18 protein-coding genes are annotated in these 18,710 nt (G+C 71.9%); 9 read left to right on the top strand and 9 right to left on the bottom strand.

From position 1 onward, the window contains the following. Together CWOE_RS22010 and CWOE_RS22005 are read right to left on the bottom strand one after the other, a co-directional pair. Entirely contained in the window at positions 1 to 645 is a 645-nt protein-coding gene (locus CWOE_RS22010; protein WP_012935851.1) for a response regulator transcription factor, read from the bottom strand. Continuing rightward, a complete protein-coding gene (locus tag CWOE_RS22005) occupies positions 642 to 2,138 on the bottom strand; it encodes a PAS domain-containing sensor histidine kinase (RefSeq protein ID WP_012935850.1) in 1,497 nt (498 codons plus the stop codon). The genes CWOE_RS22010 and CWOE_RS22005 overlap by 4 nt, the downstream gene beginning before the upstream one ends. A gap of 139 nt (positions 2,139 to 2,277) precedes the next feature. On the opposite strand from CWOE_RS22005, the gene CWOE_RS22000 reads away from it, so the two are divergent. From CWOE_RS22000 to CWOE_RS21955, 9 genes are read left to right on the top strand one after another with little or no spacing between them, the layout of a single operon-like run. Then, positions 2,278 to 3,342 carry a Glu/Leu/Phe/Val dehydrogenase family protein gene (locus tag CWOE_RS22000; protein ID WP_012935849.1) on the top strand — a complete coding sequence of 355 codons (1,065 nt, stop codon included), beginning with the start codon at positions 2,278 to 2,280 and terminating at the stop codon, positions 3,340 to 3,342. Next, the gene (locus tag CWOE_RS21995; protein ID WP_012935848.1) at positions 3,339 to 5,075 is read left to right on the top strand and encodes a homocysteine S-methyltransferase family protein; all 1,737 of its coding nucleotides are present in this window, start codon (positions 3,339 to 3,341) and stop codon (positions 5,073 to 5,075) included. Before CWOE_RS22000 ends, CWOE_RS21995 begins: the two co-directional genes overlap by 4 nt. Next, positions 5,072 to 5,986 carry a PfkB family carbohydrate kinase gene (locus CWOE_RS21990; RefSeq protein ID WP_012935847.1) on the top strand — a complete coding sequence of 305 codons (915 nt, stop codon included), beginning with the start codon at positions 5,072 to 5,074 and terminating at the stop codon, positions 5,984 to 5,986. The genes CWOE_RS21995 and CWOE_RS21990 overlap by 4 nt, the downstream gene beginning before the upstream one ends. A gap of 18 nt (positions 5,987 to 6,004) precedes the next feature. Next, complete coding sequence (locus CWOE_RS21985; RefSeq protein WP_012935846.1) at positions 6,005 to 7,228, top strand: ABC transporter substrate-binding protein; 1,224 nt, start codon at positions 6,005 to 6,007, stop codon at positions 7,226 to 7,228. Positions 7,229 to 7,255: 27 nt separating this feature from the next. Then, on the top strand, positions 7,256 to 8,011 hold the full coding sequence (locus CWOE_RS21980) for an ABC transporter ATP-binding protein (protein ID WP_012935845.1): 756 nt from the start codon (positions 7,256 to 7,258) through the stop codon (positions 8,009 to 8,011). Then, positions 7,998 to 8,720, top strand: coding sequence for an ABC transporter ATP-binding protein (locus CWOE_RS21975; RefSeq protein ID WP_012935844.1), 723 nt, complete (start codon positions 7,998 to 8,000; stop codon positions 8,718 to 8,720). The genes CWOE_RS21980 and CWOE_RS21975 overlap by 14 nt, the downstream gene beginning before the upstream one ends. Then, entirely contained in the window at positions 8,717 to 9,601 is an 885-nt protein-coding gene (locus CWOE_RS31230) for a branched-chain amino acid ABC transporter permease (RefSeq protein ID WP_012935843.1), read from the top strand. The genes CWOE_RS21975 and CWOE_RS31230 overlap by 4 nt, the downstream gene beginning before the upstream one ends. After that, the gene (locus CWOE_RS21960) at positions 9,594 to 10,661 is read left to right on the top strand and encodes a branched-chain amino acid ABC transporter permease (RefSeq protein ID WP_012935842.1); all 1,068 of its coding nucleotides are present in this window, start codon (positions 9,594 to 9,596) and stop codon (positions 10,659 to 10,661) included. Before CWOE_RS31230 ends, CWOE_RS21960 begins: the two co-directional genes overlap by 8 nt. Next, a complete protein-coding gene (locus tag CWOE_RS21955; protein ID WP_012935841.1) occupies positions 10,658 to 11,458 on the top strand; it encodes a VOC family protein in 801 nt (266 codons plus the stop codon). Before CWOE_RS21960 ends, CWOE_RS21955 begins: the two co-directional genes overlap by 4 nt. Here the strand turns inward: CWOE_RS21955 and CWOE_RS21950 are convergent. Genes CWOE_RS21950 through CWOE_RS21920 form a run of 7 tightly spaced genes read right to left on the bottom strand, consistent with a single transcriptional unit; the run spans position 11,443 to position 18,690 of the window. Continuing rightward, positions 11,443 to 12,534, bottom strand: a complete 1,092-nt coding sequence (locus tag CWOE_RS21950) for an EstA family serine hydrolase (protein WP_012935840.1) — start codon at positions 12,532 to 12,534, stop codon at positions 11,443 to 11,445. The genes CWOE_RS21955 and CWOE_RS21950 overlap by 16 nt on opposite strands. Further along, on the bottom strand, positions 12,531 to 13,217 hold the full coding sequence (locus CWOE_RS21945; RefSeq protein ID WP_012935839.1) for an aspartate/glutamate racemase family protein: 687 nt from the start codon (positions 13,215 to 13,217) through the stop codon (positions 12,531 to 12,533). The genes CWOE_RS21950 and CWOE_RS21945 overlap by 4 nt, the downstream gene beginning before the upstream one ends. Next, complete coding sequence (locus CWOE_RS21940; protein WP_012935838.1) at positions 13,214 to 14,221, bottom strand: ABC transporter ATP-binding protein; 1,008 nt, start codon at positions 14,219 to 14,221, stop codon at positions 13,214 to 13,216. Before CWOE_RS21940 ends, CWOE_RS21945 begins: the two co-directional genes overlap by 4 nt. Next, entirely contained in the window at positions 14,218 to 15,195 is a 978-nt protein-coding gene (locus CWOE_RS21935) for an ABC transporter ATP-binding protein (RefSeq protein WP_012935837.1), read from the bottom strand. Before CWOE_RS21935 ends, CWOE_RS21940 begins: the two co-directional genes overlap by 4 nt. Next, positions 15,192 to 16,067, bottom strand: coding sequence for an ABC transporter permease (locus CWOE_RS21930; RefSeq protein WP_012935836.1), 876 nt, complete (start codon positions 16,065 to 16,067; stop codon positions 15,192 to 15,194). The genes CWOE_RS21935 and CWOE_RS21930 overlap by 4 nt, the downstream gene beginning before the upstream one ends. After that, positions 16,064 to 17,083 (bottom strand): ABC transporter permease, encoded by a 1,020-nt coding sequence (locus CWOE_RS21925; protein ID WP_012935835.1) that lies wholly within the window; start codon positions 17,081 to 17,083, stop codon positions 16,064 to 16,066. Before CWOE_RS21925 ends, CWOE_RS21930 begins: the two co-directional genes overlap by 4 nt. Further along, positions 17,080 to 18,690: an ABC transporter substrate-binding protein gene (locus CWOE_RS21920; protein WP_012935834.1), complete on the bottom strand. Its 1,611-nt coding sequence runs from the start codon at positions 18,688 to 18,690 to the stop codon at positions 17,080 to 17,082. Before CWOE_RS21920 ends, CWOE_RS21925 begins: the two co-directional genes overlap by 4 nt. Positions 18,691 to 18,710: the final 20 nt, after the last annotated feature.

Here is an 18,710-nt window from a genome sequence, read left to right as displayed (position 1 = left end):
TCAGCGCAGGAAGCCGAGCCGGAAGCCGTGCGCGACCGCGGCGGCGCGGTCGGAGACGCCGAACTTGTCGTAGATGTGCTGCAGGTGCGTCTTCACGGTCGCGTCCCCGATGATGAGCGCCTGTGCGATCGCGGACACGGTCAGGCCGTCGGAGGCGAGGCGCAGCACCTCCAGCTCGCGCGTCGAGAGCACCGGCCCGGCCGGCACCTCGCTGCGCTGGCGCAGCGCCATCGTGAGCGTGTCGTGAACGGCCCGCGGGAGCAGGCTGCCGCCGTCGGCGACGACGGAGACCGCCTCGACGATCTCGTCTCCCGAGGACCCCTTCGGCAGGAACGCGCGCGCGCCGGCGGAGATGGCGCGGTGGACGGTCACGCTGTCCTCGAGCGCGGACAGGCAGACCGCCCGCGTCGGCAGGTGCTCGCGCGTGATCGCCTCCATGATCTCGATCCCGCCGATGCCGGGAAGGCCGATGTCGAGCACGGCGACGGCCGGCGCTCGACCGCGGATCTCCGCAAGCGCCTCGCGACCGTCGCCGACCGCGGCGACGAGCTCGAAGCGCGGATCCGCCTCGATCAGGCGGACGATCCCCTCGCGGTAGACCGGATGGTCCTCTGCGACGACCACCAACGCCGGCGGCGGGCTCACAGGGCGGTCACGGAGCCGAGGCTGGCGACGATCGCACGTTGCAGGCGAGCGAGGTCGACCGGCTTCGCGAGGTAGTCGATGGCGCCGAGCGCGCGGGCGCGCGCGACGCCCTCGGTCGTGACGAGGCCCGACAAGACGATCACGTCGAGCCCGGCGAGCCCGGCGAGCAGCTCCTCGCCGCTCAGGTCCGGCAGGTGCATGTCGACGAGCAGGAGGTCGACGTCGGAGGTGCGTGCACGCAGCAGGGCGGCGCGACCGCTCGCCTCGTGCAGCAGCTCGACGTTCGGCAGCAGCCGCGCGAGCGCGTCGCGCATCAGCTGCGCCTGCTCGGCGGAGTCCTCGACGTGCAGCACGCGGCCGCGCACGTCCTCGCGCACGCGGAGCGGCGCCTCGCGGGCAGGCGCGAACGGATCGGCGCTCGCACCCGCCGCGATCGGCAGTTCGAGGTAGAACGCGGTGCCGGCCGCGCTGCTCTCCTGTATCCCGATCGTCCCGTCCATCGCCTCCATGAACGAGCGCGAGAGCGCCAGTCCGAGCCCCGACCCCTCCGCTGAGACGTTCTGCCCGAGCCGGTCGAAGGGGGCGAACAGCCGCTCCGCGTGCTCGGGTCGAATGCTCGCACCGTCGTTGACGACCACGAAGCGCAGCCGTGATCCGGGCACGCGCTCGAGCCGCACGATCACGTCGCCGTGCGCGACGCCGTAGCGGACGGCGTTGCTCATGAGGTTGATCAGCACCTGCTTGAGTCGCCGCCGGTCGCCCCGCACGTACAGGCCGAGCCCGGCGTGGACGTCGCGCCCGAGCGAGACCATCCGCTGCGCGGCGAGCGGACGGATCATCTCGATCACCTCGTTGACGAGCTGGCACGGGTCGATCGCGTCGCCGGACACGCTCGACGCCGGCGCGCCGGGACGCATCGTGTCGAGCAGGTCGTTGGCGAGCGACAGCAGATGCTCGCCCGCGTTCGCGATCGACTCGCTGATGCGGACCTCGTCGCTGTCGTGCGTGAGCGACTTGAGCAACTGGCTGTATCCGAGAATCGACTGGAGCGGTGCACGCAGCTCGTGACTCACCTGCGCGATCAGATGGCTCTTGGTGTCGCTCGCCCGCTCGGCCGCGCGCCACGCCTCGAGCGCCTCGTCCTCTGCGCGCCGCAGCAGCGAGACGTCCGTCGCGAAGCCGCCGATCGCGTACAGCTCGCCGTCGTCGGCGAGCAACGGGAACTTGATCGTGAGGTAGTCGAGCCGGCGCTCCCGGAACCACAGCTCATGGTGGAACTGAAACGGCTGCTCGCGCATCGCGACGTGCTCGTCCTGCGCGCTCAGCAGCCTCACCTGGTCGCGACGGAAGACGTCGGCGTCGACCATCCCCGCGCATGAGCCGAACATCTGCCGAGCCGCCCGATTGAGCAGCAGGTATCTACCGGCGAGATCCTTGACGAATACGAGTGCCGGAAGCGAGTCGACGAGGGATCGCTCAAGCGATGGGAGCATCGCGCCCACCCACCTTAGCCTGCCGCGTCACCCCTGAAAAGGCGGGCGCGGCAGGGTGGGGGACGGGCTTTGGCGTCGTCACGGACCGAGGGCGTCAAGTTCGGGCAAAACCCCAGATCGGCGGGGCTAGTGTCGTCTCGTGTCCACCCGCTTGTCGCCTCTCGACCATGAGCGCCTGATCGCACGGCGCGGCGCCCGCTCCGGCCTCCTCTGCATCGTCGCAGTGCACTCGACCGCAGCCGGCTTCGCCTGCGGCGGCATGCGGATCCTCGGCTACGAGGACCGCTGGCAGGGCGTCGACGACGCACTGCGGCTGTCGCGCGGCATGACGTACAAATGCGCCGCCGCCGGTCTGGCCCACGGCGGCGGCAAGGGCGTGATCGCGCTTGCTCCGGGCGAGCCGCTGGAGGGCGAGCGCCGCATCGCCGCGTTGCATGACTTCGGCGACCTCGTCGAGAGCCTCGACGGCGCCTATGGCACGAGCGCCGACGTGGGGAGCTCGGCCGAGGACATGGTTCACGTCCGCGAGCGCACGCGCCACGCCTACTCGCTTCCGGCACGTCACGGCGGCGGTGGCGAGCCGAGCGCGCCGACGGCCGCGGGACTCGAACGCGCGCTCGACGCGACGTGTCGCGCGCGCTTCGCATCAGACGACGTCGGCGGCCGCACGGTCGCGGTTCTCGGGCTCGGACAGGTGGGCGGTCGCATCGCGCGTCGTCTCGCCGCGCGCGGAGCGGCGCTGACGGTCTCCGACGTCGATCCCGCCAAGCAGGCGCTCGCCGCCGAGCTGGGTGCGACGTGGGTCGATCCGGACACGGCGCTGACCGCGGACGTGGACGTGCTCGTGCCGTGCGCGCTCGGCGGCGTCCTGAACGAGGACAGCGTTCCGCGGCTGCGCTGCCGCGCGATCGTCGGGGCCGCGAACAACCAGCTCGCGCACGACGGCGTCGCCGACCTGGTGCACGCGCGCGGAATCCTCTGGGCGCCCGACTTCGTCGCCAACGCCGGCGGCGTCATCTACGCCGTCACGGTCGACGTCGACGGCGGCAGCTGGCACGACCCCGGGGCGCACCTCGACGTGATCGGCGAGAACCTCGACGCGATCTTCACGCGCGCGGCGGCCGAAGGCACGACGCCGCTGCACGAGGCGATGGCGCTGGCCGAAGCGCGGATCGCGGGCCACGGAGCGGGCGCTGGACGATGACGGCGCTGCTCGGCACACCGCCCGCCTACGACCGGATCACCGCGGCGGTCCAGGCCGGCCGCTGCGTGATCCTGGACGGCGGCGTCGGCACCGAGCTGGCGCCACGCACCGACAGCGACGACCGGCAGTGGGCCGGGCGCGCGCTCGTCGCACCGGAGCAATCCGTGCGCGCCGTCCACCGTCGCTACGCCGAGGCGGGCTGCGACGTGATCTCGACCAACACGTGGGCGCTGGCCGGCGCGGCACGCGACGGCGCGCCGGTCGGAGCGGGCGGAGCGCCACCGCGGCACTGGATGGACCTCGCGCGCACCGCCGTGCGCGCGGCGCGTGCCGCGATCGACGAGGCGGGCCGCAGCGGCGAGGTCGCGGTCGCCTTCAGCCTCAACGACGAGATCGACACGCGCGACGGCCTCGACACCGTGCGGCTGCTGACGCGCGTCTTCGAGGACGACCCGCCGGACCTGCTCCTGCTGGAGACGCTCTCCAGCGTGCGCGGGTCGACGTACGGAACGGTCGAGACGCTGCTGGAGACCGGCCTCCCCGTCTGGCTCGGCTTCCAGCGATGCCGCCACGGGCTGTGCGGCGTCTACGGGCAGCACTGGGGCGGGCCCGAGGGCGACGCATTCGGACGCGCCGCACGGCGTTTCGAGCAGATGGGCGTCGGGGCGCTGCTGATCAACTGCGTGCCACCGGACCACGTGGACGGGATGTTGCCGTGGCTGCGCGACTTCACCGACCTGCCGTTGGGTGTCAGCCCCAACCTCGGGCATCTGTCGGCGGCTGGCTGGCAGCGCCACGGCAGCGTCGAGGCCGAGCAGTACGCGCAGTGGGCGCTGCGCTGGCGCGCCGAGGGCGCGCAGCTCGTGGGCGGCTGCTGCGGCGTCCGTCCCGAGCATGTCCACAGTGCTCGCGAGGCGCTCGATGGCACGACGCCGGGCACGGCTCCGCCGCCCGGCGCAGCGCACGCAGACGGCGCGCGGCCTGCGGGCGACGCGCCACGGTGGACCGACGGGCGCGGGCGCAGCCTGTTCCCGCTCGACGTGCCGGAGCTCGTCATCGAGCCGGGCGTGCAAGCGGTCACGCAGAGCAGCCTGCTCGTGTGGGAGTACCTCGACCGCGAGCGCGTCGGCGCGCATCGCCGCTGCTTGGACGTCGGCTGCGGCAGCGGCCTGCTGGCGGTGCAGCTGGCGCGCAACGGCGCCACGCACGTGCATGCGCTGGACGCCGACCCCGCGGCCGTCAAGAACACGCTCACCAACGCCTTCCGCAACGGCGTCGCCGACCGTGTCACCGCGCACGCCGCCGACCTCTATCCGTGGGTCCCCGACGAGCGCTATGACGTCATCGTCGCCAACCTCTGCCAACTCCCGGCAGATCCGTCCGGCGCGCCGGGCCGCGGGCGCACGGCCGACTTCTGGGGCCGCACGCTGATCGATCACCTGATCCGGCTGCTGCCGGAGGCGCTCGCCGACGACGGCGCCGCCTACCTGCTGCAGCTGTCGATCGTCGGCGAGCGACGCACCGCCGAGCAGCTCGAGGCGCTCGGCTACGAGGCGCGCGTGGTCGCCTACTCGCTGTGCGAGCTGCGCGGCCTGCTCGACGGTGACGCGGAGCAGATCGCTCATGTCGAGAACCGTTCGGACGCTTACCACGTGTCGCTCGGCGGTGAGGACTTGCTGGTCGCGTACCTCCTCGAAGTCACCCGCAAGGGTGCAGAAAGCTGGACTGCATGAGTGTCACCGTCGTCGGCTCGATCGCGTTCGATGCTGTCTCCACCCCCTTCGGCGAACGCGAGCGCATGCTCGGCGGCGCCGCAACCCACTTCGCCCTGGCCGCGTCGTTCTTCGACGACGTGCGCGTGGTCGGTCCGGTGGGCGATGACTTCGGCGATGCCGAGCTCGCCGTGCTGGCCACACGCGGCACCGACGTCGCCGACGTAGAGCGCGTGGCCGGGGGGAAGACCTTCTTCTGGAAGGGCGCGTACGGTCGGGACCTCAACTCGCGCGAGACGCTCGAGACGCAGCTGAACGTCTTCGAGCAGTTCGAGCCGAAGCTGTCGGCCGCCTCGCGGGCGAGCGACGTGCTGTTCCTGGCCAACATCCAGCCCGAGCTCCAGCTGCAGGTGCTCGAGCAGATGGGCGAGGCGCGCTTCGTCGCGCTCGACTCCATGAACCTGTGGATCGACATCGCCCGCGACGCGCTGCTCGACGTCATCGGCCGTGTCACCTGCGTCATCCTCAACGACGCTGAGCTGCGCCAGCTGACCGGCAAGCCGAACGTCGTCTCGGCTGCGCGAGAGGTGCTGCGGTACGGCCCTTCCGCCGTGGTCGCCAAGCAGGGCGAGTACGGCGCCGTGCTGATGACCGAGGACGACTACGTCGCGTTGCCGGCGTACCCGCTCGAGACCGTGGTCGACCCGACCGGAGCGGGTGACACGTTCGCCGGCGGGTTCGTCGGCTACCTCGCGCGACATGGCTTCGAGCCGGGGACGCTGCGCCAGGCGATGGCGTATGGCACGGCGCTCGCGTCGTTCAACGTCGAAGCGTTCGGCACCGAGCGTGTCACGCGGCTCACGCAGGTCGAGGTCGATGCGCGCGTCGCCGAGCTGGAGCGCATCACGCAGTTGAAGCAAGCAGTTGCCTGACGGACAGAGGAGAGAGAGATGGTGGATTCACCTGCAGGACGCCACGCGGCGGCCATTGCCTGCTGCCTGCTCGCTGCCGTGCTGGCGTTGACGCTCGCGGCGTGCGGCTCGGACTCCGGCGACTCCGGAGGGTCGGGCAGCTCCGGCGAAGGCGGGGCGGTCCCGGACGGCCCGATCGTGATCGGGGCCGCGGTCGCCGAGTCGGGCGACTTCGCGCCGTACGACGAAGGTCCGCTGCGCGCGGTGAGAGCGGCGATCTCCGACGTCAACGCGGCCGGCGGCGTCGACGGGCACAGACTCGAGCTGGTCGTCAGCGACACCACGTCCGATCCCGCGAAGGGCGGCGAGTCAGCGCTGGACGTGATCAGCAAGGGCGCGAAGATCGTCGTGCTCACCTGCGACTTCGACAACTCGTCCGCCGCGGCGCAGACAGCGGCCAGCAAGGGCGTGATCGCCGTCTCCACGTGCGGCGGCTCGGACCGGTTCAACCCCGACGTGCTCGGGCCGCTCGTGTTCAGCATGGCCACGCGTGGCGTCGCCGAGGGCGAGAACATGGCGCAGTGGGCGTACGAAAGAATGGGCTGGAGACGCGGATTCCTGGTGCGCGACACGAACATCGCGTACGCGCAGGACCTGTGCGGCGGCATGGACGCGACGTTCACCAGACTGGGCGGCGAGATCGCCGGCCAGGCGACCTTCAAGGGCGGTGACCAGCGCTTCACCGCGCAGATCTCCGACGTGCGCAAGGCCGATCCCGATTTCGTGTTCGTGTGCGCCGGGGCCGGTGAGGGCACGCCCTTCATGAAGCAGCTGCGGGCGGCGGGCATCGACACGCCGATCCTCGCGGGCGCCGCGTTCGACGGCACCTACTGGCAGAACGCGGTTCCGGGCCTGTCCGACGTCTACTTCGCGACGTATGGCTCACTGCTCGGCGACGATCCGCGCCCTGCGGTCAACAGATTCTTCGCCGACCTCGAGAGACGCGACGGCAAGAAGTCGGTCACCTCCTTCGACCTGACGGGCTACGCGCTCGTCGAGGCCTTCAAGCGCGGCGTCGAGAAGGCCGGCAGCGTCGACGGCGAGGCGCTCTCGAGAGCGTATGAGAGCTTCAGAGACGAGAGACTGATCACGGGTCCGCAGACGTTCACGGCCAGCGAGCACATCTCGGGCCTGCGTCCGATGGCCATCATGGAGGTCCAGGGCGGCAGACTGCAGTTCGTCGAGCTGTACCCGGAGCGGTGACACGTCGCGGCGAAAGGGCCTGAGACCGTGCTCACCACCGAAGCCACAACGCTCGCAGTCGACGGCGTCGGCGTGCAGTTCGAAGGCGTGATCGCCCTCGAAGGAGTGTCGCTGTGCCTCCAGCGCGGCGAGATCGTCGGGCTGATCGGTCCCAACGGGGCCGGCAAGACGACGCTGATGAACGTCTTCAGCGGCTTTCAGCGACCACGCAGCGGGCGCGTCCTGCTGCGTGGCGGCGACGTCACGCGCATCGGGCCCGCGCGCCTCGCCCGTCAGGGCGTCGCGCGCACCTTTCAGGGCGCGCGCGTCTTCCCGCGCCTGACGGTGCTCGAGAACGTGACGGTCGGCGCCCTCGGCGTGGGCGTCGGACCGCGAGCGGCGCGGCGCGAGGCGTGGCGCCTGCTCGATCTGTTCGGCCTCGCCGAACGCGCCGACCAGCTCGCCGGCGGGCTGCCGCACGGCGGCGAGCGGCTGCTCGGGATCGCCCGGGCGCTCGCGTCGCGCCCGGACTTCCTGCTGCTGGACGAGCCGGCGGCCGGCATGAACGCGTCCGAGGGCGAGGAGCTGGTCCGGCGGATCGTCCAGATCCGCGACCAGACCGGATGCGGCGTGCTCGTCGTGGAGCACGACATGCACCTGATCATGGCGCTGTCCGAGCGCATCCACGTGCTCGACTACGGCAAGACGCTCGCCGAGGGCGACCGCGACGTCGTTCGCGCCGACCCCGCCGTCATCCGCGCCTACTTCGGCGACGAGGAGGTGCCGGACCGTGCTGCAGGTTGAGAAGCTCGAAGTGCGTTACGGGCGGCTCGCGGCGGTTCGCGGCGTGTCGCTGACGGTCGGGGAGGGGGAGCTCGTGAGCGTCGTGGGCCCCAACGGAGCCGGCAAGTCGACGACGCTGCTGGCGATCGCCGGCGCCCTGCGCGGGTCGAGCGGTTCGATCACGTTCGACGGCAAGCGCATCGACGGGTCGAGTCCCGAGGCGGTCGCCGCGCTCGGCGTGAGCCTCGTGCCTGAGGGGCGTGGCGTCTTCACGCAGCTGACGGTGAAGGAGAACCTGCTGCTCGGCACGCCGCTGCGCAGCGGCCGCGGCTCCGTCCAAGCGGACCTGGAGCGCGAGCTGGCCCGGTTCCCGGTGTTGGAGCGCTGTCTGTCGGCGAACGCCGGCAAGCTCTCCGGTGGAGAGCAGCAGCAGCTGGTGATCGCTCGCGCGCTCATGAGCCGGCCGCGCCTGCTGCTGCTCGACGAGCCGTCGCTCGGGCTGGCGCCGCTGCTCGTGAACCGTGTCTTCGAGATCGTCGCCGAGCTGCGCGCGTCCGGCGTGACGGTGCTGCTCGTCGAGCAGCTCGCGCATCGTGCGGTCGCGCTGGCGGACCGCAGCTACGTGTTCAGCCACGGCGAGGTCGCCGCGACCGGCAGCGCTGAGGAGCTCGCCGCCGCCGTCGACCTCGAGAGCTCCTACCTCGGACAGAAGGCGGTGAACGACCGATGACGGACTTCGTACAGGCACTGCTCGACGGCTTGGCGCTCGGCAGCTTCTATTCGCTGCTTGCGCTCAGCGTCGCGCTCGTGTTCGGCCTGTTGCACCTCGCGAACTTCGCCCACGGCGAGCTGTTGATGGTGGGCGGCTACGCCCTCTACGCGATGGAGGGCGCGCCGTTCCCGTTCGTGGTGCTCGTCGTCGTGATCGTGGTGGTGCTGATGGCCGTGCTGATGGAGCGGCTCGCCTTCCGCCCGCTGCGCGACGCCGACCCGACGACGTTGCTGATCAGCGCGTTCGCGGTCGCCTACCTGTTGCAGAGCCTCGCGCTGTTCGCGTTCGGCGGACGGCCGAAGACGGTCGAGGTCGCGTCGTTCGCGTCCGGCTCGATCGACCTCCTCGGACTGCATCTGAGCGTGCTCGACCTGGTGAACGTGGGGGCGGCGGCGGTGCTGCTCGGCGGACTCGCCGCGTTCCTGCGGCGCTCGCCGATCGGCACGCAGATGCGCGCGGCGGCGGAGGACTTCCGCATGGCGCGCCTGCTCGGCGTGCGCGCCAACCGCGTCATCGCGGTCGCATTCGCGATCTCGGGGCTGTTCGCGGCGGTCACGGTGATCCTGTTGGTCGCGCAGAGCGGGACGGTGACGCCGACGATGGGGCTCGCGCCGGTGCTGATCGCGTTCGTCGCGACGGTGGTCGGCGGCATGGGCCGTCTCGGCGGCTCCGCGGTCGGGGGGTTCCTGCTCGGCATCGTCACGGTGCTGCTGCAGACCTATCTGCCGGACGGTCTCGTCCCGTTCCGCGACGCGTTCCTCTTCTCGGCCGTGATCGCGGTGCTGCTGGTGCGGCCGCAGGGGCTGTTCGGCTCGAAGGCGCTGGTGGGTCGTGTCTGACGTACGCCGCCTCACCCCGCTCGCGGCGACGGTCGCGATCGTCGTCGCTGTCGCCTTGTTGGGGCTCGCCGGCACCGAGGTCTTCCAGCGCACCGTCACGACCGCGCTGATCTATGTGACCGCCGTCGTCGCGCTGTACGTGTTCGCCGGCAACTCCGGCATCGTCTCGTTCGGGCACGTGGCGTTCATGGCGATCGGCGCGTACACCGCCGGGCTGCTCACGATCCCGAGCGGGCTGAAGCAGGTCACGCTCCCCAACCTCTACGGCTTCATCGCGAACACCACGGTGTCGGCCGACGTCGCGCTGCTGATCGGCGGCGTCGTCGCCGCGCTGTTCGCACTGGTCGTGGCGGTGCCGTTGATGCGCCTGAACGGGATCGCGGCTGCGATCGGCACGTTCTCGCTGCTCGTGATCGTCTACGTGGTCGCCGGCAACTGGTACGACCTCACGAACGGCACGCAGACGCTGGTCGGCGTCCCCGCCGTCGTCGACATCGAGATGGCGCTGCCGTGGCTGATCCTCGTGCTGGCGCTCGCCTTCGCCTACCAGGAGTCGCGCTGGGGGCGGCGTCTGCGCAGCACGCGCGAGGAGCTGCTCGCCGCCCAGGCGACGGGCGTGCGGGTCGCGAAGGAGCGCACGATCGCGTTCGTCCTGAGCGCCTTCTGCGCAGGCGTCGCCGGAGGGCTGCTGGGGCTGTTCCTGGGCGCGTTCGGCCCGCAGCAGTTCTACTTCGACCTCACGTTCCTCACGGTCGCGATGCTGATCATCGGCGGGTTGCGCAGCCTCAGCGGCGCCGTCGTCGGCGCGCTCGTGGTCGCGACGCTGTCGGAGCTGCTGACGCGGTTCGAGGAGCACGGCATCGACGTCCTCGGCGTCGGCGTGCATCCGAGACCGGGGCTGCGCGAGATCCTGCTGGCGGCGCTGATGCTGACGATCCTCGTCCTCCGCCCGCAGGGCATCACGGGCGGTCGCGAGCTGTCGTGGCCGCGGCTTCGCTCGCGCCGCCCGAGAGCAGAGGCGGCGCAGCCCGTCGCGCCCGCCGCGCGGCCGACCCCATGACGGCCATCGACCATGTGATGGTCGGCGTCACCGACCTGGCGTCGAGCGCCGAGCGCCACCGGCGGCTCGGCTTCGCCGTCAGCAGGGGCGGCGAGCACGAAGGGCTCGGCTCGGTGAACGAGCTGATCCTGTTCGGCGGGCGCACGTACGTCGAGCTGATGGCGGTGCGTGACCGGGAGGCGTTCGGCTCCGGCATGTTCGACGGCGAGCGCTTCCTGGGCCTGCTCGACCGCTTCGCGGAGGTGCCGACCGCGCTCGTGCTCGCGAACGACGACCTCGACCGGTTGCGCGAGCGGCTCGCGCGGGTCGGCGTCGCGATGGAGCCGCCGATCGCGGTCCAGCGGCTCGACGACGAGGGCCGTCCGGTGCGGTGGCGGCTGCTGCTGCCGAGCGGGCGAGTGTGGCGCGACCCGCGCCCGATCTTCATCGAGTGGCTCACCGATCGACATCCGGCCGACGCTGCGGTCCCGCACGCGAACGGGGCGCTGTCGCTGTCGCGCGTGACGCTCGCGGTGCCGGACCTCGACGCGCAGGTACGGCTCTACGGCGAAGCGCTCGGTGTTCCGATCGAACATGACGGAGATGGCGCGCGTGTTCGCGTCGCCCTCGGCGACGCGACGGTCGAGCTGATCGGGCACGGCGTCGACGCGCGCGCCGACGCCGTGCTCGACGCCGGTGAGGCGGGCGTCGTCGGGCTGGAGGTGCGCGTCGCGGCATACGCCGGCGAAGCGGCGCATGTCGCGACGCGCGGACGGCCGTTCGAGCTGCTGCTCCGCGCTCGTCAGAGGCAGGCGTAGAGGGCGTCGAGCAGCCGGCCGCAGCGCTCCTCGCCGTCGAGCGAGTTGGTGACGTAGCCGAACGCGACGCCGGCGACCGGGTCCGCCATGCCCAGGGAGCCACCGAGCCCGTGGTGGCCGAACGCCTCCGGGTTCGGCCCCATCGGCATCTCCTCGGAGTTGAGGAACAGGCCGAGCGCCATCCGCAGCTGCCGGTCGGTCAGTCCGCACACGTCGGCCCACTGCTGCTCGCGCAGCTGCGCGAGCATTCCGTCGCTGACGATGCGTCCGTCCGCGAGCGCGCCGTAGAAGCTCGCGAGCGCCCGCGCCGTCGCATAGCCCGCGCCGGCACTGCCGCTCTGGATGCAGGTGCGCGAATTGAGCACGTCGCCCTCGAACGGCATCTGCCGCCACGCGCGGAGGTACTTCGGGTCGCCGGCGAGCGCCTGCATCGCCGGCGTCGGCGGCGCGTGCACCTCCGCGACGCGCGGCAGGTCCGCGTCCGGCACGCCGATCTCGAGCTCGAGTTCGAGCGCGAGCGGGCGGAGGATCTCCGTGCCCACCACCTCGCCCAGCGGCCGGCTCGTCGTGCGCCGCACGAGCTCTTCGAGCAGACAGGGAAACGTCGACGAGTGGTATGCGCCCTGCGTGCCGGGCGGCCACTCGGGCGCCTGCTGCGCGATCGCCTGCGCCATCGGCTCATGCTCGAACCAGCAGCCCGCGGGTGCCGCGTCGGGGTAGACGAGCCCGGCGAGCCCGCCGAGCAGCGTGCGGACCGTGATCGCCTGTTTGCCGGCGGCTGCGAACTCCGGCCACACGTCGGCGACGGGACGGTCGAGCGCGAGCAGGCCGCGGTCGGCGAGCAGCAGCACGCACGTCACGGAGACGGCCTTCGTCGCAGAGTGGATGCACGTGATCGTGTCCGCCCGCCACGGGGCAGGCGCTCCGCTCGTCGTGCGCGAGCCGCCCCACAGGTCGGCGACGACGCGGCCGTCCACGATCGCGCTGACCGCCCCGCCGCCGGACTCCTGTTCGGCGAGAGCCTGCTCGAAGGCGTCGCGCACGGCCGCGAAGCGCGGGTCGCAGCGGCCGCTCATGACCGCAACCCGCTGAGCGCCAGCTCGACCGCCGCGTCGGCGTGGATCGCTGCGCTGTCGAACGTCGGCGCTGCCGCGTCGAGTGGCACGAGCGTCAGCTCCGTGCAGCCGAGCACGACGCCCTCGGCGCCGCGCGCGACGAGGCGCTCGACTGCCGCGGCGAGGAACGCGGCTGCCGCCGGCGACGGCGCGCGCAGCGTCAGCTCGCCGAGGATCAGGTCGTGCAGCTCGGCGCGCTCGGACGCGTCGGGAACGAGCACGTCGAGCTCGTGGCGCTCGCGCAGGCGACCGCCGACGAAGTCGCCCTCCATCGTTCCGCGCGTGCCCAGCAGGCCCACGCGCGAGAGACCGGCACGTGCGACGGCCACGGCGGTCGTGTCCGCGATGTGCAGGAGTGGGATCGTCAGCGCCCGTTCGACCGGGCTCGCCCAGCGATGCGCGGTGTTGGCGGCCAGCAGCGCGAACGCTGCGCCGGCGCGTTCGACGTCCCGCGCGGCCGCGACGATCAGGCGCTCGGCTTCGCGCGCGTCCTCGGTCAGCACCTCGGCGAAGTCCAGCGAGCGCAGCACGAGGTGCGCGCTCGCGTGGCCGCCGAGCCGTTCCGCGGTACGTTCGTTGATGCGCCGGTAGTAGGCGGCCGTCGAGTGCCAGCTGAAGCCGCCGACGATGCCGATCGTCCTCATGACGCCGCGATCCGTGGCACGTCGCCGCCGGGCTCGTAGCGGTGGCAGCGGACGACGTGGCCGCCGTCGCCGGCGACGGGCTGCGGCGCCGGCACCTCGGTCGCGCAGCGCTCGAACGCGAGCGGACAGCGCGTGCGGAAGCCGCAGCCGCTGGGCGGGTCGGCGGGGCTCGGGACGTCGCCTCTCAACACGATCCGCGAGCGGGTTCGCTGCACCGTCGGGTCCGGAATCGGCGCGGCCGACATCAGCGCCTGCGTGTACGGATGCTGCGGCCGCTCGAACAGCAGCCGCCGGGGCGCCTCTTCGACGACCTGCCCGAGATACATCACGATCACGTGGTCGGAGACGTGCTCGACGACCGACAGGTCGTGGCTGATGAAGAGACACGCGAAGCCGCGCTCGGTCTGCAGGTCGCCGAGCAGGTTGAGCACCGAGGCGCGCACCGACACGTCGAGCGCGGACACCGGCTCGTCGGCCACGAGCAGACTCGGCTGCCGCACGAGCGCGCGTGCGATGCCGACGCGCTGGCGCTGCCCGCCCGACAGCTGGTGGGGGTAGCGCTCGGACAGATCGGCGCGCAGCCCGACCCGCTCCAGCATCTCCTGCGTGCGCGTGCTGCGTTCCGCCGCGGCGACGCCCTGCGCGCGCAGCGGCGCGGCCACGGCGCGTCCGATCGTCATGCGCGGGTTGAGGGCGCCGAGGGTGTTCTGGAGCACCATGTGCATGTCTCTGCGGCGCGGACGCATCGCGCGGCGCCCGAGGTGTGTGATGTCGGTGCCGAGCAGCTCGACGCGACCGCTCGTCGGCTCCAGCAGGCGCAGCGCGCAGCGCGCGAGCGTCGACTTGCCGCTGCCGGACTCGCCGACGACGCCGACCACTTCGCCGCGCCGGACTCGCAGGCTCACCCCTGCGACCGCGCGGATCGGGCGCCGCTGGCGTCCACGCCCGGGGAACTCGTGGCTGATCTCGTCGATCAGCAGGACAGGTGCGTCGGCGGCGGTCATCGCCCTCCCTCCGGATGCAGACATGACACCTCGTGACGACCCGCGGGCGCCAGCTCCGGGCGCAGGCGCCGGCAGTCGGCCTGCGCGTGGCGGCAGCGCGCGGCGAACGTGCAGTCGCGCGCCGGCCCCGCGAGCGCCGGCACCATGCCGGGGATCTCGGCGAGACGTGCCCGCTTGTCGTCACCCGGCGTCGGCGTGGCGCCGAGCAGCGCGCGCGTGTAGGGATGGCGCGGATGCGCGAACAGCTCCGCCACTGCGCCCTGCTCGACCGAACGGCCGGCGTACATCACGATCACGCGGTCGGCGACGTCGGCGACGACGCCGAGGTCGTGCGTGATCAGCAGCAACGCCATCCCGCGCTCGGCGACGAGCCGTCTGAGCAGCTCGAGGATCGTCGCCTGCACTGTCGCATCGAGTGCCGTCGTCGGCTCGTCGGCGACCAGCACGCGTGGATTGCAGGCGATCGCGATCGCGATCATCACGCGCTGGCACATGCCGCCCGACAGCTGGTGCGGGTACTCGCGCGCGCGACGGACCGGGTCGGCGATCCCGACCTCGTCGATCAGCTCGACAGCGCGTCGGCGCGCTTCCCGGCGTGAGAGGCCGGCGTGCCGGCGCAGCGGCTCGGCGACCTGCCGCCCGACGCTCAGCACGGGGTTCAGCGAGCTGGTCGGGTCCTGGAAGATCATGCTCATGTCCCGGCCGCGCAGGCGCGCCAGCTCGCGTTCGCCGAGACCGTGCAGCTCCCGGTCGTCGAGGCGGATCGAGCCGGACACGTGCGCGGACACGGGCAGCAGCCCCGCGAGGGCGGTGGCGGTCGCGGACTTGCCGCAGCCGGACTCGCCGACGAGCGCGAGCACCTGGCCCGGCGCCACCGCGAACGAGACGCCGTCGACCGCGCGCGTGCGTCGGTCGCCTTGGACGAAGTCGACGCCGAGGTCATCGACCTGCAGCACCGAGGGCGTAGGTGTCATCTGCGTCCCTGGGGGTCGAGCTCGGCGAGCAGGCTGTCTCCGAGCAGGTTGAACGCGAACGTGACGATCGCGATCGTCGCGCCGGGCACGATCGCGAGCCAGGGGGCCTGCTCGACGAACGGCTGCGCGCCCGACAGCATCGTGCCCCACGTCGGCGTCGGCGGCTTGACGCCGACGCCGAGGAACGACAGCAGCGCCTCGCCGATGATCGCCAACGGGATCATCAGCGTCGCCTGCACGACCAGCACGCCGGCGAGGTTCGGCAGCAGGTAGCGCAGCATGATCGTCGAGTCGCGCGTGCCGTCGACGATCGCCGCCGCGACGAACTCGCGCTCGCGCAGCGACAGCACCTCTCCGCGCACGATGCGCACGATCCACGGCAGCTGGGCGATCGCGAGCGCCAGGATGATCGTCGGCGCCGACGGCCCCAGGATCGCTCCGAGCGCGATCGCCACGATCACGTAGGGAAAGGCGAGCAGCACATCGACTGCGCGCGAGATCACGACGTCGCGCCAGCCTCGCCAGTACCCCGCCAGCAGGCCGAGCGGGACGGCGAACAGGAACGCGAGCAGCGTGCTGCCGAGGCCGACGAGCAGCGACACCCGCCCGCCGTAGGCGAGGCGTGTCAGCACGTCGCGGCCGAGCTCGTCGGCGCCGAGCAGGTACGCGCCTCCGGGCGCCTGGTTGATGGCGGCGAAGTCCTGTTCGGAGGGATCGCCGAGCAACGGCGCGGCGAGCGCGAACAGCACGAACAGCACGATCACGACGATGCTGGCCGCGGCCACGGGGCGTCGCAGCAGCGCGCGCAGGACGGCGCCGCGTCGTCGCGGCGCCGTCGCGACCGCGGCGGGGGAGAGGGCGGTCGCGCTCATGCCGCGGTCCGAACCCGTGGATCGACGGCCGCGTACAGCAGGTCGATCGCGAAGTTGATGACGACGTAGCCGACGGCCATCACGAGCGCCACGGCCTGGACGACCGCGTAGTCGCGCGCGAAGACGCCGTCGAGCAGGAGCTTGCCGAGGCCGGGAAGGACGAACAGCTGCTCGGCCACCACCGCGCCGGAGATGAGCGCGCCGAGCTGGAGGCCGGTGAGCGTCAGCAGCGGGATGAGGCAGTTGCGCAGCGCGTGCCCGAACAGGATCTGCACGCGGCCGAGTCCCTTCGATCGCGCCGCTCGCACGTAGTCGGCGTCCAGCGCCTCCAGCATCGAGCTGCGCAGCTGGCGCATCACCATCGCGGCCAGCCCCGTGCCGAGCATGATGACGGGCAGGACCATGCCCTCCAGGTTCGCGATCGGGTCGTCCCAGAACGGCGTGAAGCCCGAGCCCGGCAACCACCCGAGCTGTACGGCGAAGACGAGCGCGAGCATCAGCCCGAGCCAGAAGTTCGGCAGCGAGATCCCGACGAGCGCGACGAGGTTGATCGCATAGTCGGGCAGGCGGCCGCGCGTGACGGCCGCCACGACGCCGCCGATGACGCCGAGGACGAGCGCGAACAAGACGCTCAGCAGCGCCAGCTCGACCGTCACCGGGATGCGGTCGACGATCATCGTGGCGACGGGGAGGTCGTTCGTCGCGGAGGTCCCGAGGTCACCTTGAAGCGCCCGCGTCACGTAGGACGCGTAGCGCTCGTAGACCGGCTCGTCCAAGCCGTACTTCTCCCGCGCCTGCTCCAGCAGCGCGGGCGTGGGCCGTCCGACTCCGCCGCCGGCCATCGTCAGCGCGGGGTCGCCCGGCAGCGCCTGCGTCGCGGCGAACACGAGCACCGACGCGAGCGCGATCGTGATCAGCGAGATCCCGAGCCGCTTGGTCAGCCACTGGATGTAGCCCAGGCTCCGCCGCGCGCGTGGCGCGGCGGAGCTGTCGAGCTCGAGGGCCAGGTCGCTCATGGACCGGTGGTGAAGCCGGCTTGCTTGTAGTCCAGCAGGACCGAGGGCGTCAGCACGTATCCGCTGACGTTCTTGCGTGCCGCCGCCGAGCTGCCCGTGTTGTAGAAGACGATCAGCGCGGCGCGCTCGCGGATGCGGTCGAGCGCCTGTCTGTACAGCTTGCGCCGCGCATCGACGTCGGTCGACTCGGCTCGCGCGCTTGCCAGCAGCCGGTCGAGCTCCGCGTCGGACTCGCCGACGAAGTTGAAGCCGCCGGTGCTCGCGACGAACGGACTGAGGCTCTGGTCTGGATCGACGACACCGTCGAAGCCGCCCAGCGTGACGTCGAAGTCGCCCGCGAGCAGTCGTCTGATGCAGGTGGCGACGTCGCAGGTCTCGATCTCGAAGTCGAAGCCGGCGTCGCGCGCCATGCCCTGCACGGCCTGCGCGGTGCGTGTCTCCTCAGGGCTGCCCGCGACGACCATCGTGCCCTTGACGGGCGTTCTGACGCCTGCTCTCTCGAGCAGCGCTCTCGCCGCGTCGGGATCCGCCTTCTGCGGGCACGGCGGGTCGTCGTAGAACGGGCTGCTGGGCGGGATCGCGCTGCACGCCGGCGCTGACCCGTCACCGCTGGTGAGGTTGATGAGCGCCTGGCGGTCGATCGCGAGCGACAGCGCCTGGCGCGCCTCGGCCGACGTCGACAACGGCGTGTCGCGCGGCTTGGGCGGCTTGCCCGCGCCGTCGACGTTTCCGACGTTCACGTACAAGCCCTTCCAGCCCGCGCCGGTGATCGTCGTGACGTCGAGGTTGGAGTCGGACTTGAGCGCCCCGGGCTCCGGCGGCTCGGCCGCGATGTCGATCTCACCGGCGCGCAGGCTGACGCCACGGGCGTTCGTGTCCGGGATCACCTTGAAGTCGAGCCCGTCGAGGTGGACGTTCTCCTTGTCGTAGTAGACGTCGGACCGTCTGAGCCTGATCGAGTCGCCGCCGCGCCGGCTGACCCACTCGAACGGGCCGACGCACACCGGGCGATCGCCGAACTTGTCGCCGAGCGCAGCGATCTGCTTCGGCGAGCCGATCATCCCGCCGGGGCCGGCGAGGTCGCCTTCCAGCGGCGCATAGGGTCTGGCCAGGTGCAGGACGACGGTGTCGTCGGCGGGCGCGTCGATCCGCTCGATGCCGTTGCCCTGGAACAGGACCGACGTTCTGCCGTTGCGCTCGAGCGACAGCTTGACCGCTCTCGCGTCGAACGGCGTGCCGTCGTTGAACTGCACGCCGTCGCGCAGCTTGATCGTCGCGGTCAGGCCGTCCTTGGACACCCGCGGTGCGCCGACGGCGAGCTGCGGGACCGCTTGCCCTCTCGCGCCGATCTTGTAGAGGCCCTCGCACATCGCCGTGAGCACCTGCCACGAGTCGAGCGACTGCATCCGGGCCGGGTCGATGTAGTCAGGCTCGGCGGTCAGCCCCACGCGGAGCGTTCCACCGTCTCTCACCGGCTTGGTGGCGGGCACCGAGCCGTCGGCGGGCTGGGTGCCGGTCGGCGAGTCGTTCCCGCCGCTTCCGCAGCCGCTGAGCGCCAAGACGCCGAGCGCTCCTGCGAGAACCACGGCACGGGTCGTGCTGCGCATTCGCATCGCTCCCTCTCCAC

Source organism: Conexibacter woesei DSM 14684 (assembly GCF_000025265.1).
Classification (GTDB): domain Bacteria; phylum Actinomycetota; class Thermoleophilia; order Solirubrobacterales; family Solirubrobacteraceae; genus Conexibacter; species Conexibacter woesei.
This window is presented reverse-complemented; position numbering and strand designations above follow the sequence as displayed.

What these genes read in the sequence shown, in the direction of transcription:
- CWOE_RS21990 (WP_012935847.1), top strand. Translation starts at nt 5,072, where the DNA reads ATGAGTGTCACCGTCGTCGGCTCGATCGCGTTCGATGCTGTCTCCACC.
- CWOE_RS21985 (WP_012935846.1), top strand. Translation starts at nt 6,005, where the DNA reads ATGGTGGATTCACCTGCAGGACGCCACGCGGCGGCCATTGCCTGCTGC.
- CWOE_RS21945 (WP_012935839.1), bottom strand. Translation starts at nt 13,217, where the DNA reads ATGAGGACGATCGGCATCGTCGGCGGCTTCAGCTGGCACTCGACGGCC.
- CWOE_RS21950 (WP_012935840.1), bottom strand. Translation starts at nt 12,534, where the DNA reads ATGAGCGGCCGCTGCGACCCGCGCTTCGCGGCCGTGCGCGACGCCTTC.
- CWOE_RS21995 (WP_012935848.1), top strand. Translation starts at nt 3,339, where the DNA reads ATGACGGCGCTGCTCGGCACACCGCCCGCCTACGACCGGATCACCGCG.
- CWOE_RS31230 (WP_012935843.1), top strand. Translation starts at nt 8,717, where the DNA reads ATGACGGACTTCGTACAGGCACTGCTCGACGGCTTGGCGCTCGGCAGC.
- CWOE_RS21940 (WP_012935838.1), bottom strand. Translation starts at nt 14,221, where the DNA reads ATGACCGCCGCCGACGCACCTGTCCTGCTGATCGACGAGATCAGCCAC.
- CWOE_RS22005 (WP_012935850.1), bottom strand. Translation starts at nt 2,138, where the DNA reads ATGCTCCCATCGCTTGAGCGATCCCTCGTCGACTCGCTTCCGGCACTC.
- CWOE_RS21955 (WP_012935841.1), top strand. Translation starts at nt 10,658, where the DNA reads ATGACGGCCATCGACCATGTGATGGTCGGCGTCACCGACCTGGCGTCG.
- CWOE_RS21930 (WP_012935836.1), bottom strand. Translation starts at nt 16,067, where the DNA reads ATGAGCGCGACCGCCCTCTCCCCCGCCGCGGTCGCGACGGCGCCGCGA.
- CWOE_RS21925 (WP_012935835.1), bottom strand. Translation starts at nt 17,083, where the DNA reads ATGAGCGACCTGGCCCTCGAGCTCGACAGCTCCGCCGCGCCACGCGCG.
- CWOE_RS21935 (WP_012935837.1), bottom strand. Translation starts at nt 15,195, where the DNA reads ATGACACCTACGCCCTCGGTGCTGCAGGTCGATGACCTCGGCGTCGAC.
- CWOE_RS21920 (WP_012935834.1), bottom strand. Translation starts at nt 18,690, where the DNA reads ATGCGCAGCACGACCCGTGCCGTGGTTCTCGCAGGAGCGCTCGGCGTC.